Raw genomic sequence first — 17,665 nt, 5'->3', positions numbered from 1 at the left:
TCACTCGAACCGAAGGGCGCCAACAAGTGTGTCGAGCACCGTTTGCGCGGTGCCGGCGAGGCTTTCACGGGACCAGCCCGCACGCGCGCCGCTCTTGCTCCAGAGCACACGACCGCTGCTGGCCTCGAGCACGCGCAGGCTGATGCCCACTGCCGGTTCGCCGTCCAGACCGTTCTTGTACTGCCACTCTTCGACGCTGCCAGCGACCACGTAATCAAGCTTCTGATCACGTGCCCAATCGAGGGCGCCGGCCAAGCGTTCGTTGTCGTCCATCAGCGCTTGTTCGCCCTGCGTACTGACCGGGTAAACCCGTGGTTGCAGACCGTGGCTGCTGAGCACGCTGAGCAGGATCTGCTCGGCACGCTCGCCGGCTTGCGGGGTTTGCGAGTAGTTGATCATCGGCACGGTGCCCCACTTCGCAGTACGCGCAAAGTTCGGGCTGGTGTCGCCGGTGAAGCTGGCGCAACCGGCGACGAACAGGACTGCCAGAGCCAGGCTCAGATTACGAATTGCTTGCATCAGTTTTTCTCCCGTAAACATTTCATGATCAGCGTCCGAATCGCACGCCGTAGCTCACACCCAGTGTTCCGCCCGCCTGACCGTCCCCGCCTTGTGGCGCGGATTGGTAGCCAACGGTGAGGGCCAATTCGTCACCGCCCAGCACCTCGACGCCGATCCCGGTGTTGATGCCGTAGTTGAAGGTTTGATCCAGCCATTGCCAGCCCGCCGTCACGTCCACCAGCCAGGTGTATTGCGGGCGAGTACGCACCAGGGCGCCCGGCAAGCCGCGACGCCATGAGCTACCGACATACAGTTGGCCGTAACGGCTTTGCAGCAGATCGTTGGCCGTCACGATCGCGGGATCGTCCGAGTCATCAACGCTTTTCACCGGACCGTCGTTGGCGCTGGACAGGTACTCCAGCGTGCGGTCCTTGACGTTGTTGTGCTGATAATCGACACCGCTGCGCACGGTCCAGTTAGGTCCGGCGAATTCCAGCGTGTGGTTGTATTCCATCTTCAGCGCCTGGCCGTTGCCCAAGGAATCGCCCGCACGAGTCGAGAACGATTTCTGTGCCACTTCCCAGCTGATCTGATCCCGCGCCGAGAACCCGTGACGACCGCCGACCCACACACTGTCGTGCTGGCCGAAAGCGCGCATCAGGCCGCTGTCTTCGCTTTTGCGGTGCCAGTCCAGACCGGTCTCGATCTGGTCGCTGGCGCTCAACTGCCAGGTCCGGGACAGGCCCAGGCCAGTGCGGTCGTCGTCCTTGCGCTGGCTGGTGTCGGCGAACAGTTTGTAGCCGCCGTCTTCCACCGAACGTTGCAGGGTCAGCGCAGCGTTGCGCTCATCGCCCATGCGCGATTCGATCAGCTGATCGCTGTTGTAGGTGCCATTCTCCAACTCAAGATTGGCGTACCACTGAGCGCCAAGGTTGTGCGCGATTTGCAGGCGCGGGGTGTTGAATTCCAGGCCACCGAAATCCTGTTGATGCCAGGACAGCTGCGCGCCCTGCGGCGTCAATTCCTGCAACTCGGCAGCCTGACGGCGCAACTGCTCGCGCACGGCAGCCGGTTGATCGTCACCCAGCGCGGACTGGCTGAGGTCTAGAGCTTCGTCGAAGCGGCCGAGACGACTCAAGGCCTGGGCGCGTTGCGCCGGGTTGAGGTCGCTACTGGCCAATAGCGTTTCGACTTGCGCCTTGTTGCGGCTGCGCAAGGCTTGCTGGATTTCTTCGTAACGCTGAACCTTCAAGCCTTGGCTGCGCGCCCACTCCAGCCACTGGTCTTTCTGCGATTCCTGGTTCGTCGCGTCGAGACGCGCCAGCAACCGCTCGAACCACAATTGCAGCATGGCCGGCGAGCCGTCTTTCCACTTCGCCACCTCCTGCTGTGCCTTGGCCGGCGAATAACTGCTGGCCATCAAGCGCAACCAGATCGCATAACGCTGGGACGATGGCTGAATGTTTTCGCCTTCGGGGCTGCGCAGCAGCTTCAGGCGCAACCGTTGGGCCGCGTCCTGATAACCGGCGCTTTCCAAAGCATCGGCGTAGGCCGCACGCACCAGCCAATCCTGCGGACTGGTCTTGAGGTACATCCGATACCAGGCCAACGCTTCGGTATCGCGACCGAGCATCTGGCTGGCACTGGCGAACGGCAGCCAGAGGATTCGGTCCTGACGCGCCTGGGGTTTCCATTCCGTCAGCAAAGGCTTAAGCGCGGCGGTGTTGCCTTGATCAACGTACAGCCACATCAGGCGCTCGCGGAACAGGTTGTCATCCGGGAAACGCGACAGCCCCAACAGGTACAAACGCTGCGCCTCGTCGATATTTCCCTGCTGCACCGCCAAGGCACCGCGAATCGCCAGCACTTGTGCTTGCTCGTTGGCGTCCGGGTATTGCTCGGCGTCTTTGAGCAGCGCGACCACTTGCGGCCAGTCCTGCAATTCCTGGGCTTGCTGCAAGGATTCAACCAGACGCTGCGGATCCCGAGTGCGCTTCCAGCTGCCGACCATCATGGTCAGCGCCCGCTTCGGATCGCTGGTGCGGTACATCGTGATCAGCTGACTCTCGTCGCCACTGTTCAGCGAACCCTTGAGCGCGAGGAGTTTCTCCAGGGAAAACTGCAGCTCGTCATCGAGCTCCAGATCCCACGCCAGCGCAGCACGCAAGCGCCAGTAACCCTCATCGGTGATCTTGCGGTTATCAACCTGCAATACCTCCCACGCCGCCTGATTATCAAACAGCTTAAGGTCGGTATTGGCCCAGTCGATGCGCTCGGTCGTCGTCAGCGCGAAGCGTTTCGAGTAGCGCTGATAGACCTCGGTTTTCTGTGCGAACTGCCCGGTGTTTTCCAGGTTCTGCAGCAGGCGTGTCCAGGCCAGGCGATGCGCCGGGTACTTGCGCAAGTAGGCGTGCAACCAGGCTTCGGCCTGGGCCGGTGTGCCGCGCGATTCGTGAGCGTAGATCAGCGCATCGAGTTCGACGTCGGTCAGCGCACGTTGCTCCATGATCTCGGCGAGCAAGGGAATCGCATGGTCAAAGTCGAACTGCTGACTCGCCAGACGCCAGGCGTGTTCACGGGTTTGCGGGTCTTCGTGCAGCTTGAGCAGGCGAATCCAGTAGCCGAGGGCGGCCTGACTGTCGCCACGCCATTCGCCCAGATGCCCCATTTGCTCGAGCAATGCCAAGTCATCCGGGTGCTCAGCCACCAGCTGCTGACCACTGTCCCACGCACCGGCCAAATCGCCGAGGGCCAGGCGCATGCTGAATTCCTTGCGCAGGATTTGTGGGTTGTCCGGCTGCAACACGCGCCACTGATCCAGAAAGCGCTGCGCCAGATCAAAGCGCTTGCTGCTAACGGCAACGTCGACGCCCTGCTCCAGCCACGGCGAATCGGTTTGCGGATCCTTGAGCTGATCCAGTTCATCGGCCAGTACGCGCGCGGCCTGTTCACCGCGACCGGCGGCCAACAGACTGTTGAACGCCAGTTGCGCGTATTCGCGACGCTCGGATGCTTGTTGGCTGTCCTGTTTGAGCAGCAGATAAATGTCGGCGGCGCGACCAGGTTGCTCACCGGCCAGGTACCACTGCGCGGCGGACTTGAGCGAAGCGATGCGCTGGGCCGGGTCGCGATCAGCAATTTCTTCGTAGACGCTGGCAGCAAACGCCGGCGCTTGTAGCGTCAGCGCCAGCTTGGCCAGGTTGTGCAATTGCGGCAGCGGCAACAGGCGGTGATCGAAGCTTTGCAGGCGTTCGATCAAGGCTTTCTGCGCGATCGGATCATCGGCTTTCGCCGCTTCCAATGCATCGAGTTCCAGCCGGTAATAGGCCTGCAATTCAACGACCGGTTTCGGCCAGTTCTCAAGGTGCAGGCGCGCTTTCGGGTAGTCGCCGAGACGGATCAGCAGATCGACCAGCTGCAAGCGCAGGTGATCGTCATCCGGGTGCGCGGCCAGCAGCAATTCGGCGTAATTGGCCGAGACCGCATCGGGCTCACGGCCGTCCGGCTGGAACACTTCTTCGCGCTGGAACGTCAGCCACAACAGGCCGCCCACGGCCACAGCCACCACCGCCAATGCCCAGGGATTGAGCAGGCGGCGGCTTTTAGTTGCTGAGGCGTTAGATGCAGTAGAGCTGACCATGACTCACCTGCTTCATTGGTAATTGAAAAGTCCACAGACCGGCGGATGCCTTGCCTGCAAAAGTTTGCCCGTCCACTTCCACCCGGCAACTGCTCGCCGAGCGCACGGAGAAGCTCAGGTCCACTTGACCGGCAAACGAAAAGCTCACGTGTTTTTCATCCACATATTTCCAGTCCACCAACGGCAGGTTGGCCTCCTCCAGCGCCGGCCGTTCATCCCGGTCGGGACGCAACACCAGCAACGCCTGATCACTGCTCAACGCCACATACCGGCCTTGCGGCAAGTCACGAACACCGGCAACGCCTTGCGAACGCAGCAGGTCCGGCCAGCCCATTTGCGGGTCGAGTCGAAGGGTGCGCAGCGCGTCCATGCCGCGAACCTGCCAGTCACCCTCGGCGGTGCGCGCCAGACTGGCCTGATACAAACCGTGCACACGATCGAGGTAGTCGCTCATCCACAGCGACATCGGTTGCTGGTCCTTCATGTAGCCGTAGATCTCGTTCATCGCCTTGATCGAGGCCTGCTTGGTGCTCGAATAGAAGTGGTAATACAGGTGCAGGCCGCGCAAGCGCCGTGGGCTGTCGGTGAGTTCGAAGGTGTCGATCACATCGCGGAAACCGTAATACGGCCCCTTCCACAGGTTGGTGTAGAGGTTCTCGTTGATGATCGGCGCGTAGTACTGCAGGCCGCCTTCGGTGGGACGCAGCAATGGATTGAGGCCGGTCAGCGACGGGTTGGCCTTGGTCAGCATGGTCTCGGCGCCGTTGACGTTTTTCAGGCCCGCGTCGTAGGCCAGTTTCAAGGTCGCTGCCGAGGGCAAGGCATCGCCCGGCCAGAAGACCAGCTTCACCGGTTTTTCCGGGGTGGTGAGCTGCTGGTTGATGTAGTCGCGCGAGCCAAAAATCTCGCGGCGGAAATCGATTTTGTCGTAGCCCGGAATGGCCATCTTCAAGCCGTATTCCGGGTTGAAGTTCTCACGTTTCTGCGCCACTTCCGGCTGCATGAAAAACGGATGGCTGAAGGTGTGGGTGGCGACTTCGACTTTCGGGTTGGCAAACAACTCACGGGCAATGGGTTCCAGTTCGCGCGCCAGGAACGGGAACATGCCGCGCGGTGAAATCTCGCCTTCGACGATCGACACCGAAGTCAGGAACGGGTTGGGCCGGATGAAATCGTCGAGCACCTGCTTGCCGGCATACGGCGTGCCGCGCACTTCAGCGCGCGACGGAAAACCATCGCCGTCGATGTGCACGGTGGCGATGCGGCGGCCGTTTTCGGTGGTGGTGTCGGGGCGTGGCTGAACCGGCAGGCGCAAGCTGGCCTGGAGGAAAGCGAACGGATCGAGAATCCAGCGGCTGCGCTCGTTATTCGTTTCGAGAATGTACGGCGCAAGGGCAACACCGCCCCACTCGGCCGTCGCCACCGGAGCAAATGTCTGGCCGTCGGCAGCGGTCAGCAACAACGCAGCTTTCGGGCCTTTGGGCAGCAGGGAGATTGCGGTCAGGTCACGGGACCGGGGCTGCACCGGCGCTTCGAAAGCGCCGATCAGCGCCTTGTCCTGATAGCTGATGGTCAAGGCCTGAGTACCGATCGGCGCCGAGCGGTTCAGGCCCAGGCGCTTGAGCAGCAGCGGGTCTTGAATCGGCAGGCCGGAAAAGAACACCACTGGGACCTGTTCGTCCAGACGTTTGCCGATCCAGCTATTGAAAGCCGATGCGTCCTGCGGCGGGCCGCTGGTCATCCAGGTCACGATCCCGGCGTACAAACCGCTGAAACGGTGCTCCGGCAGCGAGCCGTCGACCGGCAGGTAATCGACCCGGTAGCCGAGGTATTCGAGCAAACCGCCGAGCAAGGTGTGCCCGGCGTTGCGCACCAGATCGCCTTCGCGCGGGTCGTAAAGCAGCGCGATTCGGCGCGGCTGGATTTCGATGCTGCTGATGCCCATCGAGTCCAGTTCAGGCGTGCCGATATAGGGAATGAAGCCCTCATCGCGCAGACGCTTGGCCAGTTTGCGCGCTTCATCGCGGCGCTCCGGCGGCAGATAGTCAATCGCTACCAGCGGAATACCTTTGGCGCGCAACGGCTGGATCTGGGTTTCCAGCCATTCGCGGTCGGCTTCCGGTACCGGGCGATAACGCTTGGCGGAAGCGTCCCAACCGGCATGAATCGATTCGATCGCCACGGCGGCGGCCACGCCATCGAGGTCGGGCAGCACTTCGAAGCCACGGTTGAAAAACAGCTTCAGGTTTGGCTGACGCTGATGCAATTCCCGCAGGAAACCGGCGAGTGCCACACGCTGAGTTTCTCGTGCCGACTCCGGCAGCAACTGGAAGCTGTCGAGGGTATCGAGGAACAACCCGGCGTAGCCTTCAGCCTGCAACGCCTTGGCTCGGCCGAACAAATGTTCACGCCAGGCAGGTGCCGCGAGGTCCATGACCTGGCTGTCCCACGCGCCGTTGCGCACCGGGCTGACCGCTCCCGTGAGGGATGCCTTTTCGAGCTCGGCCTTGCCACCATGGAACTCGCCCACCGACAGGTAGGCGAACGGTTGGCTGCCCAACTTGCGCAGTGTTTTGACGTCGCCCGCGGTCAGATGCCCCGGCTCGACCACTGACCAGTCGAACTGAGCCAACTCGGAAATGGGTGGTTGATCGGCGTACCAGAAAACCACGCTGGCGGGTTGCGGCAATGCTGCGGCCTGAACAGCGGGCCCACTCACGAACAACGCTAAAGCGGCGAGCAGCCGTTTAGCGGCCGCGCGGACACGCGTCCTGCGAAAAACGATTTCCATAACTCACTCTTGAATGGACTGAACCGATACTGCTTGGATGTCGGACAGTGGAACCGGCCGGGTTACAGGCTGCGAATAAGCTGCGACAGCCCCTTGCCGATGGCGGTCGGTTCCGGGAGCTTGAAACGCTCCAGCAGGCGACTGTTGTTGGCGCGCGAATGGCGAATGTCGCCTTGACGTGGCGCGTGATGAATCACCTTCAACGGGCTGCCGGTGACGGTGCCCAATTCGGCGATCAGATCGTTGAGGCTGGTGGAACGACTCAGGCCAACGTTCACCGCGCCGGGGCTCGGTTCACTGACTTCCAGGGACTGCACGAGAATGCTCACCAGGTCCTGGACATAGACGAAGTCGCGGGTCTGCGAACCGTCGCCGAAAATCGCCACCGACTGCTCGGCCAAGGCCAGCTTGGTAAAGATGCTGATCACGCCGGAGTACGGCGATGACGGATCCTGGCGTGGGCCGAAGATGTTGAAGAACCGAAAGATCATCGGTTCCAGACCATGTTCGCGGCGATAGAAATCGAGGTATTGCTCGCTGGCCAGTTTGTCGCTGGCATACGGCGTTAGCGGGGATTTTGGCGTGTCTTCGTGAATCGCCGTGCCTTCGCCGTTGTTGCCGTAGATAGCGGCGCTGGACGCGAATACCACGCGCTTGATCCCGGCCTTCACCATGCTTTCGCACACGTTGAGGGTGCCGACGAAGTTGCTTTGATGGGTGCTGACCGGATCATCCACCGACGCTTGCACCGAGGCCACTGCGGCCAGGTGAACGACAGCACCGCAATCGCGCATGGCTTGTGCCACTACGGCGCCGTCCGCGACATCACCGATGACCAGGTTCAGATTGGCATTGTCCATCGGCAGATTGCTGACTTTTCCAGTCGACAAATTATCCAGCACGCGAACCTTGTAGCCCTTGCCCAGCAAGGCTTCTACGAGGTGCGACCCAATAAAACCGGCACCGCCAGTCACCAGTATTCGCTCAACAAACATGAAATCTCTCCCTGAACATTAGAGCGGATACGAGTGGTTGAAGTCCGCCAACTTTGTGGCGCAAGGCCATCAAAACGCGGCCGATAATGGGAGATCAGATTGGCACTGTCAATACTTTGTCTAATTTATCGCCGAGCGGTAATTCGCCCCCAAAATCGTCACTTATTTGACGGCAGTTATCAGTTACAGGCCGTCATACAATTGCCACTTCTGACCCGCAAACTCCGTCTGAACCGGAACTCACGCCAGGCTTCAAGCCCTCCTCATCATCGACGCTTCAGCTCAGCTTCGCGAATCAGACCGGCACGCTTGGGTGAAGCTTTGGGCGCATCATTTCAAGCACACGATATGATCAGATGAGCTGTAATCAATTTGGGTCGGGCTATTGAGCGCTGTCGCGCTTGCAGGAAATCAAACATGAACATCTGGCTTGCCGCCGCGCTTGCGGCCATTATTTCCCTGTCTGCACAAGCGGCCACTAAAGTTACGCCACGAGTCGAACGAGTCACTTTCGAAAAAGGCGCCGACGCTGTCGAGTTCAACCAGTCGATCCAGGGCCCGCTCACCGCGCAATACCGAGTGAGTGCAAAGGCGGGCCAAATACTGACCGTCGACCTCAAGCCTTCCAATACATCTGCCTACTTCAACATCACCGCCAAAGGCGCGGACTACGCGCTGTTTAACGGCTCGATCATGGGCAACCATTTCATGGGGCCGTTACCCGCCGATGGTGAGTACACGGTTCAGGTGTACCTCATGCGCAACGCCGCACGGCGCAATGAGGTGGCGAACTACAACCTTTCATTGAACCTCAGCCCCGCTGATGCCTCGGACAGCACTCGACCGTTTGACCAGACGCTTGAATTACAGGGCATCCGGTTTCATGTGACGACGGAGGGGATCGATGACCACCGTGTGCTGCGTATTTCACCTCAAGGGCTGGAAACCGATAATTCAGACTTCACACGGCCATTGACGGGAAACGTCGTCCGGGCCGAGGTGGCGGACCTTGATCGGGATGGCTCGCCAGAGCTTTACGTCTTTGCCCGATCACCGGGACGCGGATTGCCGGGTGAACTCGTCGCCTACTCGGCGAATCGCAAAAAATCGCTCAGCGAGATTTATCTTCCGCCGGTCAGTGAGGACGTCGAGGCAGCCGAGGGCTATCAGGGCGAGGATGAGTTTGCGGTGGTGGAAAATGTGCTGGTGCGGCGGTTTCCGGTTTATGAGAGTGCGGACGCCGGGGCCGGGAGGACGGGGAAGATGCGCGAGGTTCGGTATCGGTTGATGGCTGGGGAGGCTGGGTGGGTTTTGCGGAGGGGTGAAGTTATCGTGTATTGAGCATTCGGTAACTGGAGAGCCTGCACAACGTCGGTATACGGTCCTAGGAGATTTCCTTCAAGTTTTGGCGATTGCCATGAACTGGAGCTTTGCAAGCAAATCGTTATTCTTTCGTCCAAACAGATTCGTCGTCGTTTTCTGTTCCCCCTGACATTTTGCTTAGCCGTCGATCAATATTTCGCCGCACGTGACGTGGTAAATGCTCTTAGCTAGAGTACGGCGGAAACGTTCACGTGGATTTGCTGCTCAAGCACATCGACAATTCGGGACGTCTCTACAAAGCTGGGGTCGATAAAATTGACTACCATATCCCTGAGCGACACACGCGAGCCGATTTAATGGCTCAGCTCGGGTTAGGATCAGGAGCACATTCATGATATCGATCAAGCTAGGTTTTACTAAGGGCACCAAGAGCCCCTTTGCCGACTTTATTCGTAACGCCAAGTCGGAGCAGAAAAAGCGTGTCTACAGTGAAGTGCTGACGGAGGCTACCAAGCAGCAAAACCTCGTGATGATGGAAGCTGAAGCCAAACGAGGTTAACTCACGGTTCTGATAACGAAGCCCGGCCAAGCGCCGGGCTTTTTTTGTTTGTATGAACGCGGGCCTGAGAGGCGTGTAGTCCGTCCTAGGAAACTTCCCGCAACTCGTATCGGCTTTCATGAACTGGCGGAAGCGGTTCTGCATCGATAGCCTTCAGGTGTCGCTGCAAATCAGCGATCGGCTTTGACAGGCTGACAACCAGAAACTTTCACTCTTCCTGATAAAACGGCATCCTTGCACGTGTGCAGTTTTTTCATGGCGGCTGTGCGTGGGGCATCTTCGGATGCACCGGCTTTCTGGTTTGCCGGTCTGTCAACCTGCGTACGGCTGCCACCCTTCCCTGTTTGACAGCAGGGGCATGGCAGCTCCTTTTACAAACCGGAGATGCACCATGAAAAAACACAGCCCCAACCCGCCGGACTCGGCAAAAGAGTCGCCCGACTTATCGGATCTTTCCAAAGCCACCGAACGAACCATCAGTGCCCGCCTCCGCAACCCAAATCACCCCGATCCCATCAGTCACGTTTTCACCCTCCTCCCCGCCGTCGACACGCCAACCCTGCTCGCTCACGCCTGCGAAACCCTCGCCTCACTCAACGTCATGACCACCGACCTGGCCTGCGACCTCGAAGGCTCGCGCCGTAACGTGGCACTGGCGATTCAGCAGTTGGCGGTGCTGGGTGAACTGTTGGTAAACCGAGCGCTGGACAACCTCGATCCACCCAATGGTGTGTCGGAAGTTTCGTCCGCCCGCCATCACTGAGTGGTCGCGCTCTTTTACTAAATGGAGGTTTTGTCATGGATCGATACATGCCTGTCACCGGCATCGACTGCACCATCGCGTCGCTGCTGATCGACACCGAAGCACCGCTGGACGTATTGCACGAAACTGCGGCTTACCGAATTCGCACGGCAACTCAATTGCTGGAGAGTTTTGCTGTGAACGAGGGGGTTCACAGTGAACTGGCGCGGGTGTTGGTGACTTCGCTGCGCGATGGTTGCGATTTGATGGATGTGGTCGGCCGTCGATTGCAGGCTCAAGTTTCGGCATAAAAAAATGGGCGATCTCCCTGAGATCGCCCATTGTTTATGACTACTGGACTTTACATCTTGAAACCAAACCCCTGAGCGCTATCAATTCCGGCCAACGCCTTCTCCGTCGTCACATACAATTCACGTATATGTCCGACCAAAAACGTCCAGAACGCCGGGTCATTGACGGTTTGAGCGACCAAGTCTGCTGGCAGGAACCGATTCATTTCCTTGCGGAATTCGAGCACCACTTTCAGATCTGCATTGAGCTGCTCTGAACGCTCCTTGAACAACTTCAAGAACTCATCCTGCCCACAGCGATGATCGCTGAGTTTCTTCCCAATCAAATCCAGCTGCGGCGTTACACCTTGCTGACGTAGCCAGACCATGTCCCAGAGATCCCGGTTCTTGATTCGGTTAGGGCGCAGAGCAAAAGCCACAATTTTGTCGGCATAGATTTCTTCGCGCGTTTCTGCCTGCAAAATAAGGCCACTCGTGCCCATGTCGACGCCATACGGATTCAGCAGCAACATGGGTTGTGGCTGATAACTCGGAATGGAGCACACATCGATGTTGATGCGTTGCGCCGGAAGGTCTTTGCGCCCGGGTCGGGTCTGAACCTTCAGCTTCCAGGTATCAACATTCCCCTCCTCACGAACAGGTTCACCGACTTCAACTTCAAGGCCATATTTGGTTTTCAGCGTTGAGACAAGAACGTGAGCAAGCTCAGTCAGACTCTCGCGATTGAAGTCAGCGCCACCAGTGAAATCCAGATCCTCGCTCAAGCGGTTTGAGCCGTAACAGGCACGCAAGCAGGTTCCACCGATGAAGGTGAGTTTGGCGAGCATGCCGGCAGAGCTCAGTGCGAGCATGATGTCGTGGTGCAGCAATTCCTTTTCCACCACGACCCGCAATGGCGCCAAATCCTGTTTGTGTTTAAGTGCTTCATCTACCAGTTCATCAAACAAACTCATTGGCGACGCTCCAATCGATCAAATCCATGTTTCGTTTCGCGGCCTTCATGTCCCGCAATGCTTGTTGCGGTGTTGCCCGCCATAGGCGGCAACGCGCGTCATAGTGAACCAGGCCAACCAGATCTTGAGGTTTCTGGCGGGTGTGCACGAATTCGATGGTGCCCCAGCGTCCGCATGAAATGGTGCTGCTGCGACCGGAAGACATCAGCGTGATCCAATTGATGGGGATCTGAGAGATAACGCCGCTATCGCTCAATGCCGTTTCAAGGCTGATGTAGTTGAACTCCTTGGCACGTAGCCTGGCAGCGGCATGAAACAGCACCAATCCGCTAGACGGTTTGGCCGCTTCAAACAGGTAAAGCCCTCTGCACACCCGAGCCAGATGACCTTCCGAAGCTGCGCGGCTCAACAAGGTTTTGTAAGCACCTTCGGAAATATCGGGCACCACCCCTCTGAGATCTTCGGGGGTGAACAGGTAGCGTTCTTCGCTGGCCAGACGGGTCAGTTTTCGGAGAAGCCGCCCCATTGGCTGGGTGGATTTTGAGTGTGGATGCATACCCATGACTCTACAGAAGGTTTCACTTTGTGTAACTTACTGTTGAGTCATTGAAAAAGCCAATATTCTTTTTTCGGCCGTAACCCAAAACAAGCATTACCCGAACGTCAGCGCAAATGGCGCAGCCGCTTGTTGAATGGCACTGACAACATGAGGTGCTCGCTCCCGATGCTGCGGGTAACGTTCAAGCACCACTTCGAGTGCAGTAAGCAAGTTCTGAATACGCTCCTTTGGCCGTTCGATCTCACACGTATGTGCAAACTCCAGCAACCCTTGCCGGGAGGCGAACAAAGACTTGTTACCCGCCAGATCCAGCGCCAATACATCCTCGGGGATATAGGCCGTGGTGTTGACGATGTCGTAAGCCGGTGCCAGGCACGCATCGCGTTGCGTAGGTTCCGAGTAGAGCAAGCCAAAATTCTTCAAGTGAGCATCACCGTTTCCGACGATGCAGCTCAATGCGACGCTATCGAACAGTTGATCAAGGGAAGTTCGCTGATGTTTAGCGGGGCAGAACAGCCGTACCGCCTTGGCGATTGCCGCGTAACTTTTGCTGTATTTCTGATCGGCCGAAAGCCCCATCAACGCAGCCATGTCTTCGAAACCGATCGGGTTTTGCTGATCGTCTCGGTCAAAGCGCCGCATGACAAACAGCTGTGCATTATCGGACAGGAAAAACTCCGGAACGGGAATACCTGCTTCCTTGGCAATGGACATGCAAAGGAACTCGTTGATCGCCAGGCCTGGAAACTCCTCTCGACCACTTTTGATGATCAAGTCCGAGGTTTTCGAGGTGACTCGCGGCAAGGCCGTTTCCTGCTGTTCAGGCACTAACACTTTAGGTTGAACACCCGAAATGCCCGCCCGCAGGATGTAACGATCGAGCAGGTCAGCGAAGATATCTTCGGCACCGTCCCACGTCAGAATCTCATCGAGCCTTTCCCCGGGAAACTGCTGTCCGGCAAGCAAAGAATCGACCGTTTCGGAATGCACCTGAACCCGACCGATTGGCGAACTGCTACCAGACAGTGCCAACAACAGCATCGGATCGACGTTGACGGTTTTAGCCAGGCGATTACGTAGTTGTTCCAGGACATAACCTTCCGGCAGGTTCATCTGGAAAATCGGGTGCAGGTCTCGGCGGCGAAACTCGTCGGGGCGTACAGGCATCGACAAACTGATTGCCATGGGGGGCAATGCATCTTCGTCATAGCGAAACAGGAAATCCTCAGCACTGGTGAGGATGCTGCCGCTGCTTCCCTCTGGCGTGCTGACTTTAAGAGAAGTCATTTTCATTCGAACAGCCCCCCAAGCTCTTCAAGCGTCGGCATAGCTGCCGGAATGACCGCTAATTCGCAATCCAGCGCTGCCAGCATCCGCGCATAGGCGATCATTCCTACAGAAAGGGTCCCCTTCTCTACGGCAATGATTTTGTATCGTGTCAGTCCTGCGAGCTCGGCAAGCTGAGCTTGCGTCAGGCCACGATTCATACGCTTTTCGCGTATTTGGTTGCCGAGACGGGAAATTAGCAGAGCGTAATCCATGTGTCGTTACCGCAACATTAAAAGACAAATGTATTGTATACGGCACATTAAAGCCAACTCAACTTCTAGTCTCACGAATCCGCCCCCTCACCCGCCTCACCCCAATCCCCACCAATATCCCCACCACAATCGCCCCCAACGGCACCGCGCCCACCCAAGTCATCGTCGGAAACACCAGCAAAATCTGCGAATCATTTCCACCCAGCATCATCGACGCACCAATCCCCATCAGCACCCCCGCCAGTAAATGCTTCCCCGCGGCCCGCCATTCAAACCGCTGATAGCTGAACGTCCGTCGATGCAACGTGTAGCTGAGCATCCCCACCATGAGCATGACGAACACCGCGACGCGCTGGCTGGTCAGTGAGCCGTCGCCCGAGGCCCAGAACATTTGCGAGAGGTCGTAAAAGAACACGCTCGGGGTCCACAGCGGTTCGAAGGTGTAGAGGGCGCTGGTCAAAGCGCCCAGGAGCATGCTGGACAGCACCAGGTGTTTGTCGCCGTGAACGCGGATCAGGAAGAGTAATGCCATCAGCACGATGCCGATGGTCAGCCAGTATTGGTGGCTGGAGATCGTCGGCATTTGCAGGGTTTTGTGTTCGGTCAGCATGTTCAGGTGATACCAGAGGACGATCCCCACCACCCAGCCAACAATCGTGAAGGCTTTGCTGAGGTTGCCGCTGGCGAGTTTGGTGAGGGTGCCGACGCTGCAACCGTCGTTGAGCACCGAGGCGATGCCGAACAGCAACCCGCCCCCGACCAGCGACACGTAGCCGACGTCAGGAACGAACAACGGCTGACTGATGCCAAACAGCCGGTAAAACGGTGCCAGTAACAGGCCGAACAGACCGCAAGAGATGAGCGACACAAACAGTGTCGGCCGGCGTCTGAGCAACAACCCGGTGGCATTGACCAGGCACATGCCCATGCGCTGGGATACCCAACCGATAAGGAAGGCCAACAGCAGTGAAATCAGCAGGGAAAGCACAGGCCTCCTTGTTTCCGGGCCGCCACATCGAACAGGTCTCTGAAGGATAGATTAGCCGCTGCCCAAACTACGGGTGATCCGGCAAAGGCCTTCTACACTCAATCCGCATACGCCCCCATCAAACGAGCCCCCATGACCACCCTCAAAGACCGCTTGAAGCAAGGCAAGGATGCGCGCAAGAATTGCCCCCGCAATTCCCAAGCGTCCACGGGAAAAACCAACCGCGACCCGCTCCCACTGATCAAAGCCTCAAGCGAAGGCCGAATCAAGTCCCTGATCGAACTCCGCTACGGCCGCATGCTCGTCTCCCCCTTCAGCTTTTATCGCGGCACCGCGCTTTTGCAGGCTCACGACCTGTCTTCCACGCCGAACATGGGACTGACCTCACCGATCTGCGGCGATTGCCACCTGATGAATTTCGGCGGGTTCGCCACGCCCGAACGCAATCTGTTGTTCGGCGTCCACGACTTCGACGAGGTCCATCCCGGCCCTTGGGAGTGGGACGTTAAACGGCTGGTGGCGAGTATCGTAGTGGCCGCCCGCGATCTGCGTCATGGCGAAACGATCGAAGAGACGGTCTGCCGCGAAGTGGTCAGCGCTTATCAGGAAACCATGCTCGAGTGCGCCGAACAAAGCTCGCTGGAAACCTGGTACGAGTCCATCCGTTACGACGACTTGCGCAAGCAGGCGAACAAAAAAACGCTGGAGCATATCGAGCGTGCCATCGAAAAGGCCGAGGGCCGATCCCACGCCGAGCTACTGCCGAAAATCAGCGAACGTGACGCCGATGGTCGACTGATCATTCGCGATGACCTGCCGGAAATTTTCCACCTGCACAAAAACACCACATTGCTGGATGCCGATGATGACTGGCTACGCCACTCGGATTGGCGGCCAATCTACGACGCCTTCATGCGCGAGTATCCCGGCACGCTGCAGGCTGACCGACGGGCGTTGTATTCACGTTTTCACGCCCAGGACATGGCGTTCAAAGTGGTGGGTGTCGGCAGTGTTGGCACCCGTTGTCTGGTGGTCTTGCTGACCGACGATCAGGAATTCCCGCTGTTCCTGCAATTCAAGGAAGCACGGCGCTCGGTACTGGCCGATTACGTGAAGACAAAATCAACAGTGCGGCATAACGGTCAGCGGGTGGTTGAGGGTCAACGATTGATGCAATCGGCCAGTGACCTGTTTCTCGGTTGGACCACCGGCCCCAGCGGTCGACACTTCTACGTGCGGCAATTGCGCGACATGAAAATCTCGGCCGAACTCGAGACGTTCGATGCGGACACCTTCGCCGCGTATGGTCGCGTCTGTGGTCGCGCCCTCGCTCGCGCGCATGCCAAATCGTCCGGGCAGGCCGCGCAGATCAGCGGTTACATTGGCAAGAGCGATGCGTTGGCCGACGCGCTGTTCAAGTATGCGAAAAGTTATGCAACGCAGAATGAGCAAGACTTTGAGCGATTCCAGCAGGCCTGCCGCAAGGGCCGGTTACAAGCTCGCTCCGAGGCAGACTTTGCGGCAGATCATTTGCCCTAAGCGGGTAACGCGGTCCATCCACACATGAACTTTTCTTCACCCCACCACCTACCCCCAACCGGTACAGTGCTCCCGCTCATTCAAGAAACTACGGTTTGCCCGCCCTCCCGCGGGCTTTTTTTTGCCTTTTGATCAACCAGCAGCGGTCGGTGTCACCCAGTGTCTCCTCTGGAACTGTCGCCAATCACGCCCAACCACCTTATTGTGTGTACCCTCGATGTCTGCCACCGGCGTGCCAGGACTGGACGAGGTGCTGGGCGGAGGTTTGCCGGAGTTTTCGTCACCGCACTGACGAGCATCGGTGTCAGTGTGTTGTTGACCTCGGAACAGCAAAACCACTGCACCGACCTGCGTTTCAGCCCTTACGGCACGGCGTTTCTCACCGATGCAATCATTGTCCAGCGCTACATCGAAGTGCAGAGCCGCTTGTTGCGCATCATGGCGGTGGTCAAGGTACAGGCCAGCGCCCATTCCGATGAATTGCGCCTGTACAGCATCGATGATAACGGCCTGCAGAGTTTTTCCGATGGTCGCGTAATGCTTGCGCGACGATCCCCCCGAACCGGAGCGCCCTATGCCGTTGTTGTCCCTGCCCTGCAAACGCTTGACGCTGGCGGTGCTCGCCCCCGAACAGGCGGCGCTGGAAAGCGATTTCTACCGGCGCAACCAAAGGCACCTTGCCCGGTGGTCGCCGATTCGCCCTTCCGACTACCACAGCCCAGAAAACATTCGTCCGCGCCTTGAGGTGCAAGCCAGTGCGTTCGAGGCCGGCCTGGCGGTGCATTTCGCGCTGCTGGACCCGGACAACGGCCAGATGATCGGCGCCTGCAATTTCAGCGGTATCACTCGCGGAGCGTTTCAGGCGTGTTATCTCGGTTACCACATCGACGAATCCCGTCAGGGCCAAGGCTTGATGCAGGAAGCACTGGAAGCAGGCATCGGCTACATGTTCGATGAGCAGAAACTGCACCGGATCATGGCCAATTACATCCCCGGCAACGAACGCAGCGCGCGGCTGCTGGAGCGTCTGGGATTTGAACGTGAAGGCTACGCCAAGGCCTACCTGAGTATCGCCGGGCGCTGGCAGGATCACGTGTTGACCGCGTTGATCAATGATCGCTTTGAAACCCCGGAACAGCGCTGGTCCAGGCGCCTCTCGTAATATTTCGCGGCCGTTCACAATTCATTAAGCATTCGCACCGTATGCTCGGGCTTCCCGGTCC

At 58.4% G+C, this 17,665-nt stretch carries 15 protein-coding genes and 1 pseudogene; 7 read left to right on the top strand and 9 right to left on the bottom strand.

The annotated features are described in order from the left end of the window. The 4 genes from JIO00_RS04000 to JIO00_RS03985 form a co-directional block, all read right to left on the bottom strand. Positions 1–519: a hypothetical protein gene (locus JIO00_RS04000; RefSeq protein ID WP_010463662.1), complete on the bottom strand. Its 519-nt coding sequence runs from the start codon at positions 517–519 to the stop codon at positions 1–3. Between the two features lie 28 nt (positions 520–547). After that, positions 548–4,141 carry a tetratricopeptide repeat protein gene (locus JIO00_RS03995; RefSeq protein ID WP_154911908.1) on the bottom strand — a complete coding sequence of 1,198 codons (3,594 nt, stop codon included), beginning with the start codon at positions 4,139–4,141 and terminating at the stop codon, positions 548–550. Then, a complete protein-coding gene (locus tag JIO00_RS03990; RefSeq protein ID WP_154911909.1) occupies positions 4,119–6,932 on the bottom strand; it encodes a bifunctional glycoside hydrolase 114/ polysaccharide deacetylase family protein in 2,814 nt (937 codons plus the stop codon). The genes JIO00_RS03995 and JIO00_RS03990 overlap by 23 nt, the downstream gene beginning before the upstream one ends. Before the next feature lie 62 nt (positions 6,933–6,994). Beyond that, on the bottom strand, positions 6,995–7,927 hold the full coding sequence (locus JIO00_RS03985) for an NAD-dependent epimerase/dehydratase family protein (RefSeq protein ID WP_010463668.1): 933 nt from the start codon (positions 7,925–7,927) through the stop codon (positions 6,995–6,997). A 417-nt stretch (positions 7,928–8,344) separates the two neighbouring features. On the opposite strand from JIO00_RS03985, the gene JIO00_RS03980 reads away from it, so the two are divergent. The 4 genes from JIO00_RS03980 (at position 8,345) to JIO00_RS03965 (ending at position 10,862) form a co-directional block, all read left to right on the top strand. Next, a complete protein-coding gene (locus JIO00_RS03980; RefSeq protein ID WP_172792221.1) occupies positions 8,345–9,268 on the top strand; it encodes a hypothetical protein in 924 nt (307 codons plus the stop codon). Positions 9,269–9,641: 373 nt separating this feature from the next. Further along, positions 9,642–9,809, top strand: coding sequence for a hypothetical protein (locus JIO00_RS03975; protein WP_172792220.1), 168 nt, complete (start codon positions 9,642–9,644; stop codon positions 9,807–9,809). Between the two features lie 391 nt (positions 9,810–10,200). Continuing rightward, positions 10,201–10,572 carry a DUF6124 family protein gene (locus JIO00_RS03970; RefSeq protein ID WP_010463674.1) on the top strand — a complete coding sequence of 124 codons (372 nt, stop codon included), beginning with the start codon at positions 10,201–10,203 and terminating at the stop codon, positions 10,570–10,572. 35 nt (positions 10,573–10,607) lie between these two features. Beyond that, entirely contained in the window at positions 10,608–10,862 is a 255-nt protein-coding gene (locus tag JIO00_RS03965) for a hypothetical protein (RefSeq protein ID WP_010463676.1), read from the top strand. 50 nt (positions 10,863–10,912) lie between these two features. Here JIO00_RS03965 and JIO00_RS03960 read toward each other — a convergent pair whose 3' ends face one another. The 5 genes from JIO00_RS03960 to JIO00_RS03940 all read right to left on the bottom strand — a co-directional run bounded on the left by JIO00_RS03960 (position 10,913) and on the right by JIO00_RS03940 (position 14,903). Next, positions 10,913–11,815: a nucleotidyl transferase AbiEii/AbiGii toxin family protein gene (locus JIO00_RS03960; RefSeq protein WP_083375089.1), complete on the bottom strand. Its 903-nt coding sequence runs from the start codon at positions 11,813–11,815 to the stop codon at positions 10,913–10,915. Continuing rightward, positions 11,802–12,371, bottom strand: a complete 570-nt coding sequence (gene abiEi, locus JIO00_RS03955) for a type IV toxin-antitoxin system AbiEi family antitoxin (protein ID WP_042932396.1) — start codon at positions 12,369–12,371, stop codon at positions 11,802–11,804. Before abiEi ends, JIO00_RS03960 begins: the two co-directional genes overlap by 14 nt. Before the next feature lie 96 nt (positions 12,372–12,467). Further along, the gene (locus tag JIO00_RS03950; protein ID WP_010463682.1) at positions 12,468–13,667 is read right to left on the bottom strand and encodes a type II toxin-antitoxin system HipA family toxin; all 1,200 of its coding nucleotides are present in this window, start codon (positions 13,665–13,667) and stop codon (positions 12,468–12,470) included. Next, positions 13,664–13,915, bottom strand: a complete 252-nt coding sequence (locus tag JIO00_RS03945) for a helix-turn-helix domain-containing protein (protein WP_010463684.1) — start codon at positions 13,913–13,915, stop codon at positions 13,664–13,666. The genes JIO00_RS03950 and JIO00_RS03945 overlap by 4 nt, the downstream gene beginning before the upstream one ends. A 58-nt stretch (positions 13,916–13,973) precedes the next feature. After that, positions 13,974–14,903, bottom strand: a complete 930-nt coding sequence (locus JIO00_RS03940; RefSeq protein WP_010463686.1) for a YeeE/YedE thiosulfate transporter family protein — start codon at positions 14,901–14,903, stop codon at positions 13,974–13,976. A gap of 132 nt (positions 14,904–15,035) precedes the next feature. Between JIO00_RS03940 and JIO00_RS03935 the strand changes: the two genes are divergently transcribed. The 3 genes and pseudogenes from JIO00_RS03935 to rimJ all read left to right on the top strand — a co-directional run bounded on the left by JIO00_RS03935 (position 15,036) and on the right by rimJ (position 17,604). Next, positions 15,036–16,442, top strand: a complete 1,407-nt coding sequence (locus tag JIO00_RS03935) for a DUF2252 domain-containing protein (protein ID WP_200667725.1) — start codon at positions 15,036–15,038, stop codon at positions 16,440–16,442. A gap of 276 nt (positions 16,443–16,718) precedes the next feature. After that, positions 16,719–16,958 (top strand): annotated as a pseudogene (locus JIO00_RS29745) (RAD55 family ATPase); the annotation flags it as partial. Between the two features lie 58 nt (positions 16,959–17,016). Continuing rightward, on the top strand, positions 17,017–17,604 hold the full coding sequence (gene rimJ, locus JIO00_RS03930) for a ribosomal protein S5-alanine N-acetyltransferase (protein WP_010463690.1): 588 nt from the start codon (positions 17,017–17,019) through the stop codon (positions 17,602–17,604). The last annotated feature ends 61 nt before the right edge of the window (positions 17,605–17,665 follow it).

It is taken from the genome of Pseudomonas sp. SW-3 (assembly GCF_016615645.1).
Lineage (GTDB): Bacteria > Pseudomonadota > Gammaproteobacteria > Pseudomonadales > Pseudomonadaceae > Aquipseudomonas > Aquipseudomonas mandelii.
Note: the sequence above shows the minus strand (reverse complement) of the source record. Positions and strands in the feature narration are given on the sequence as shown.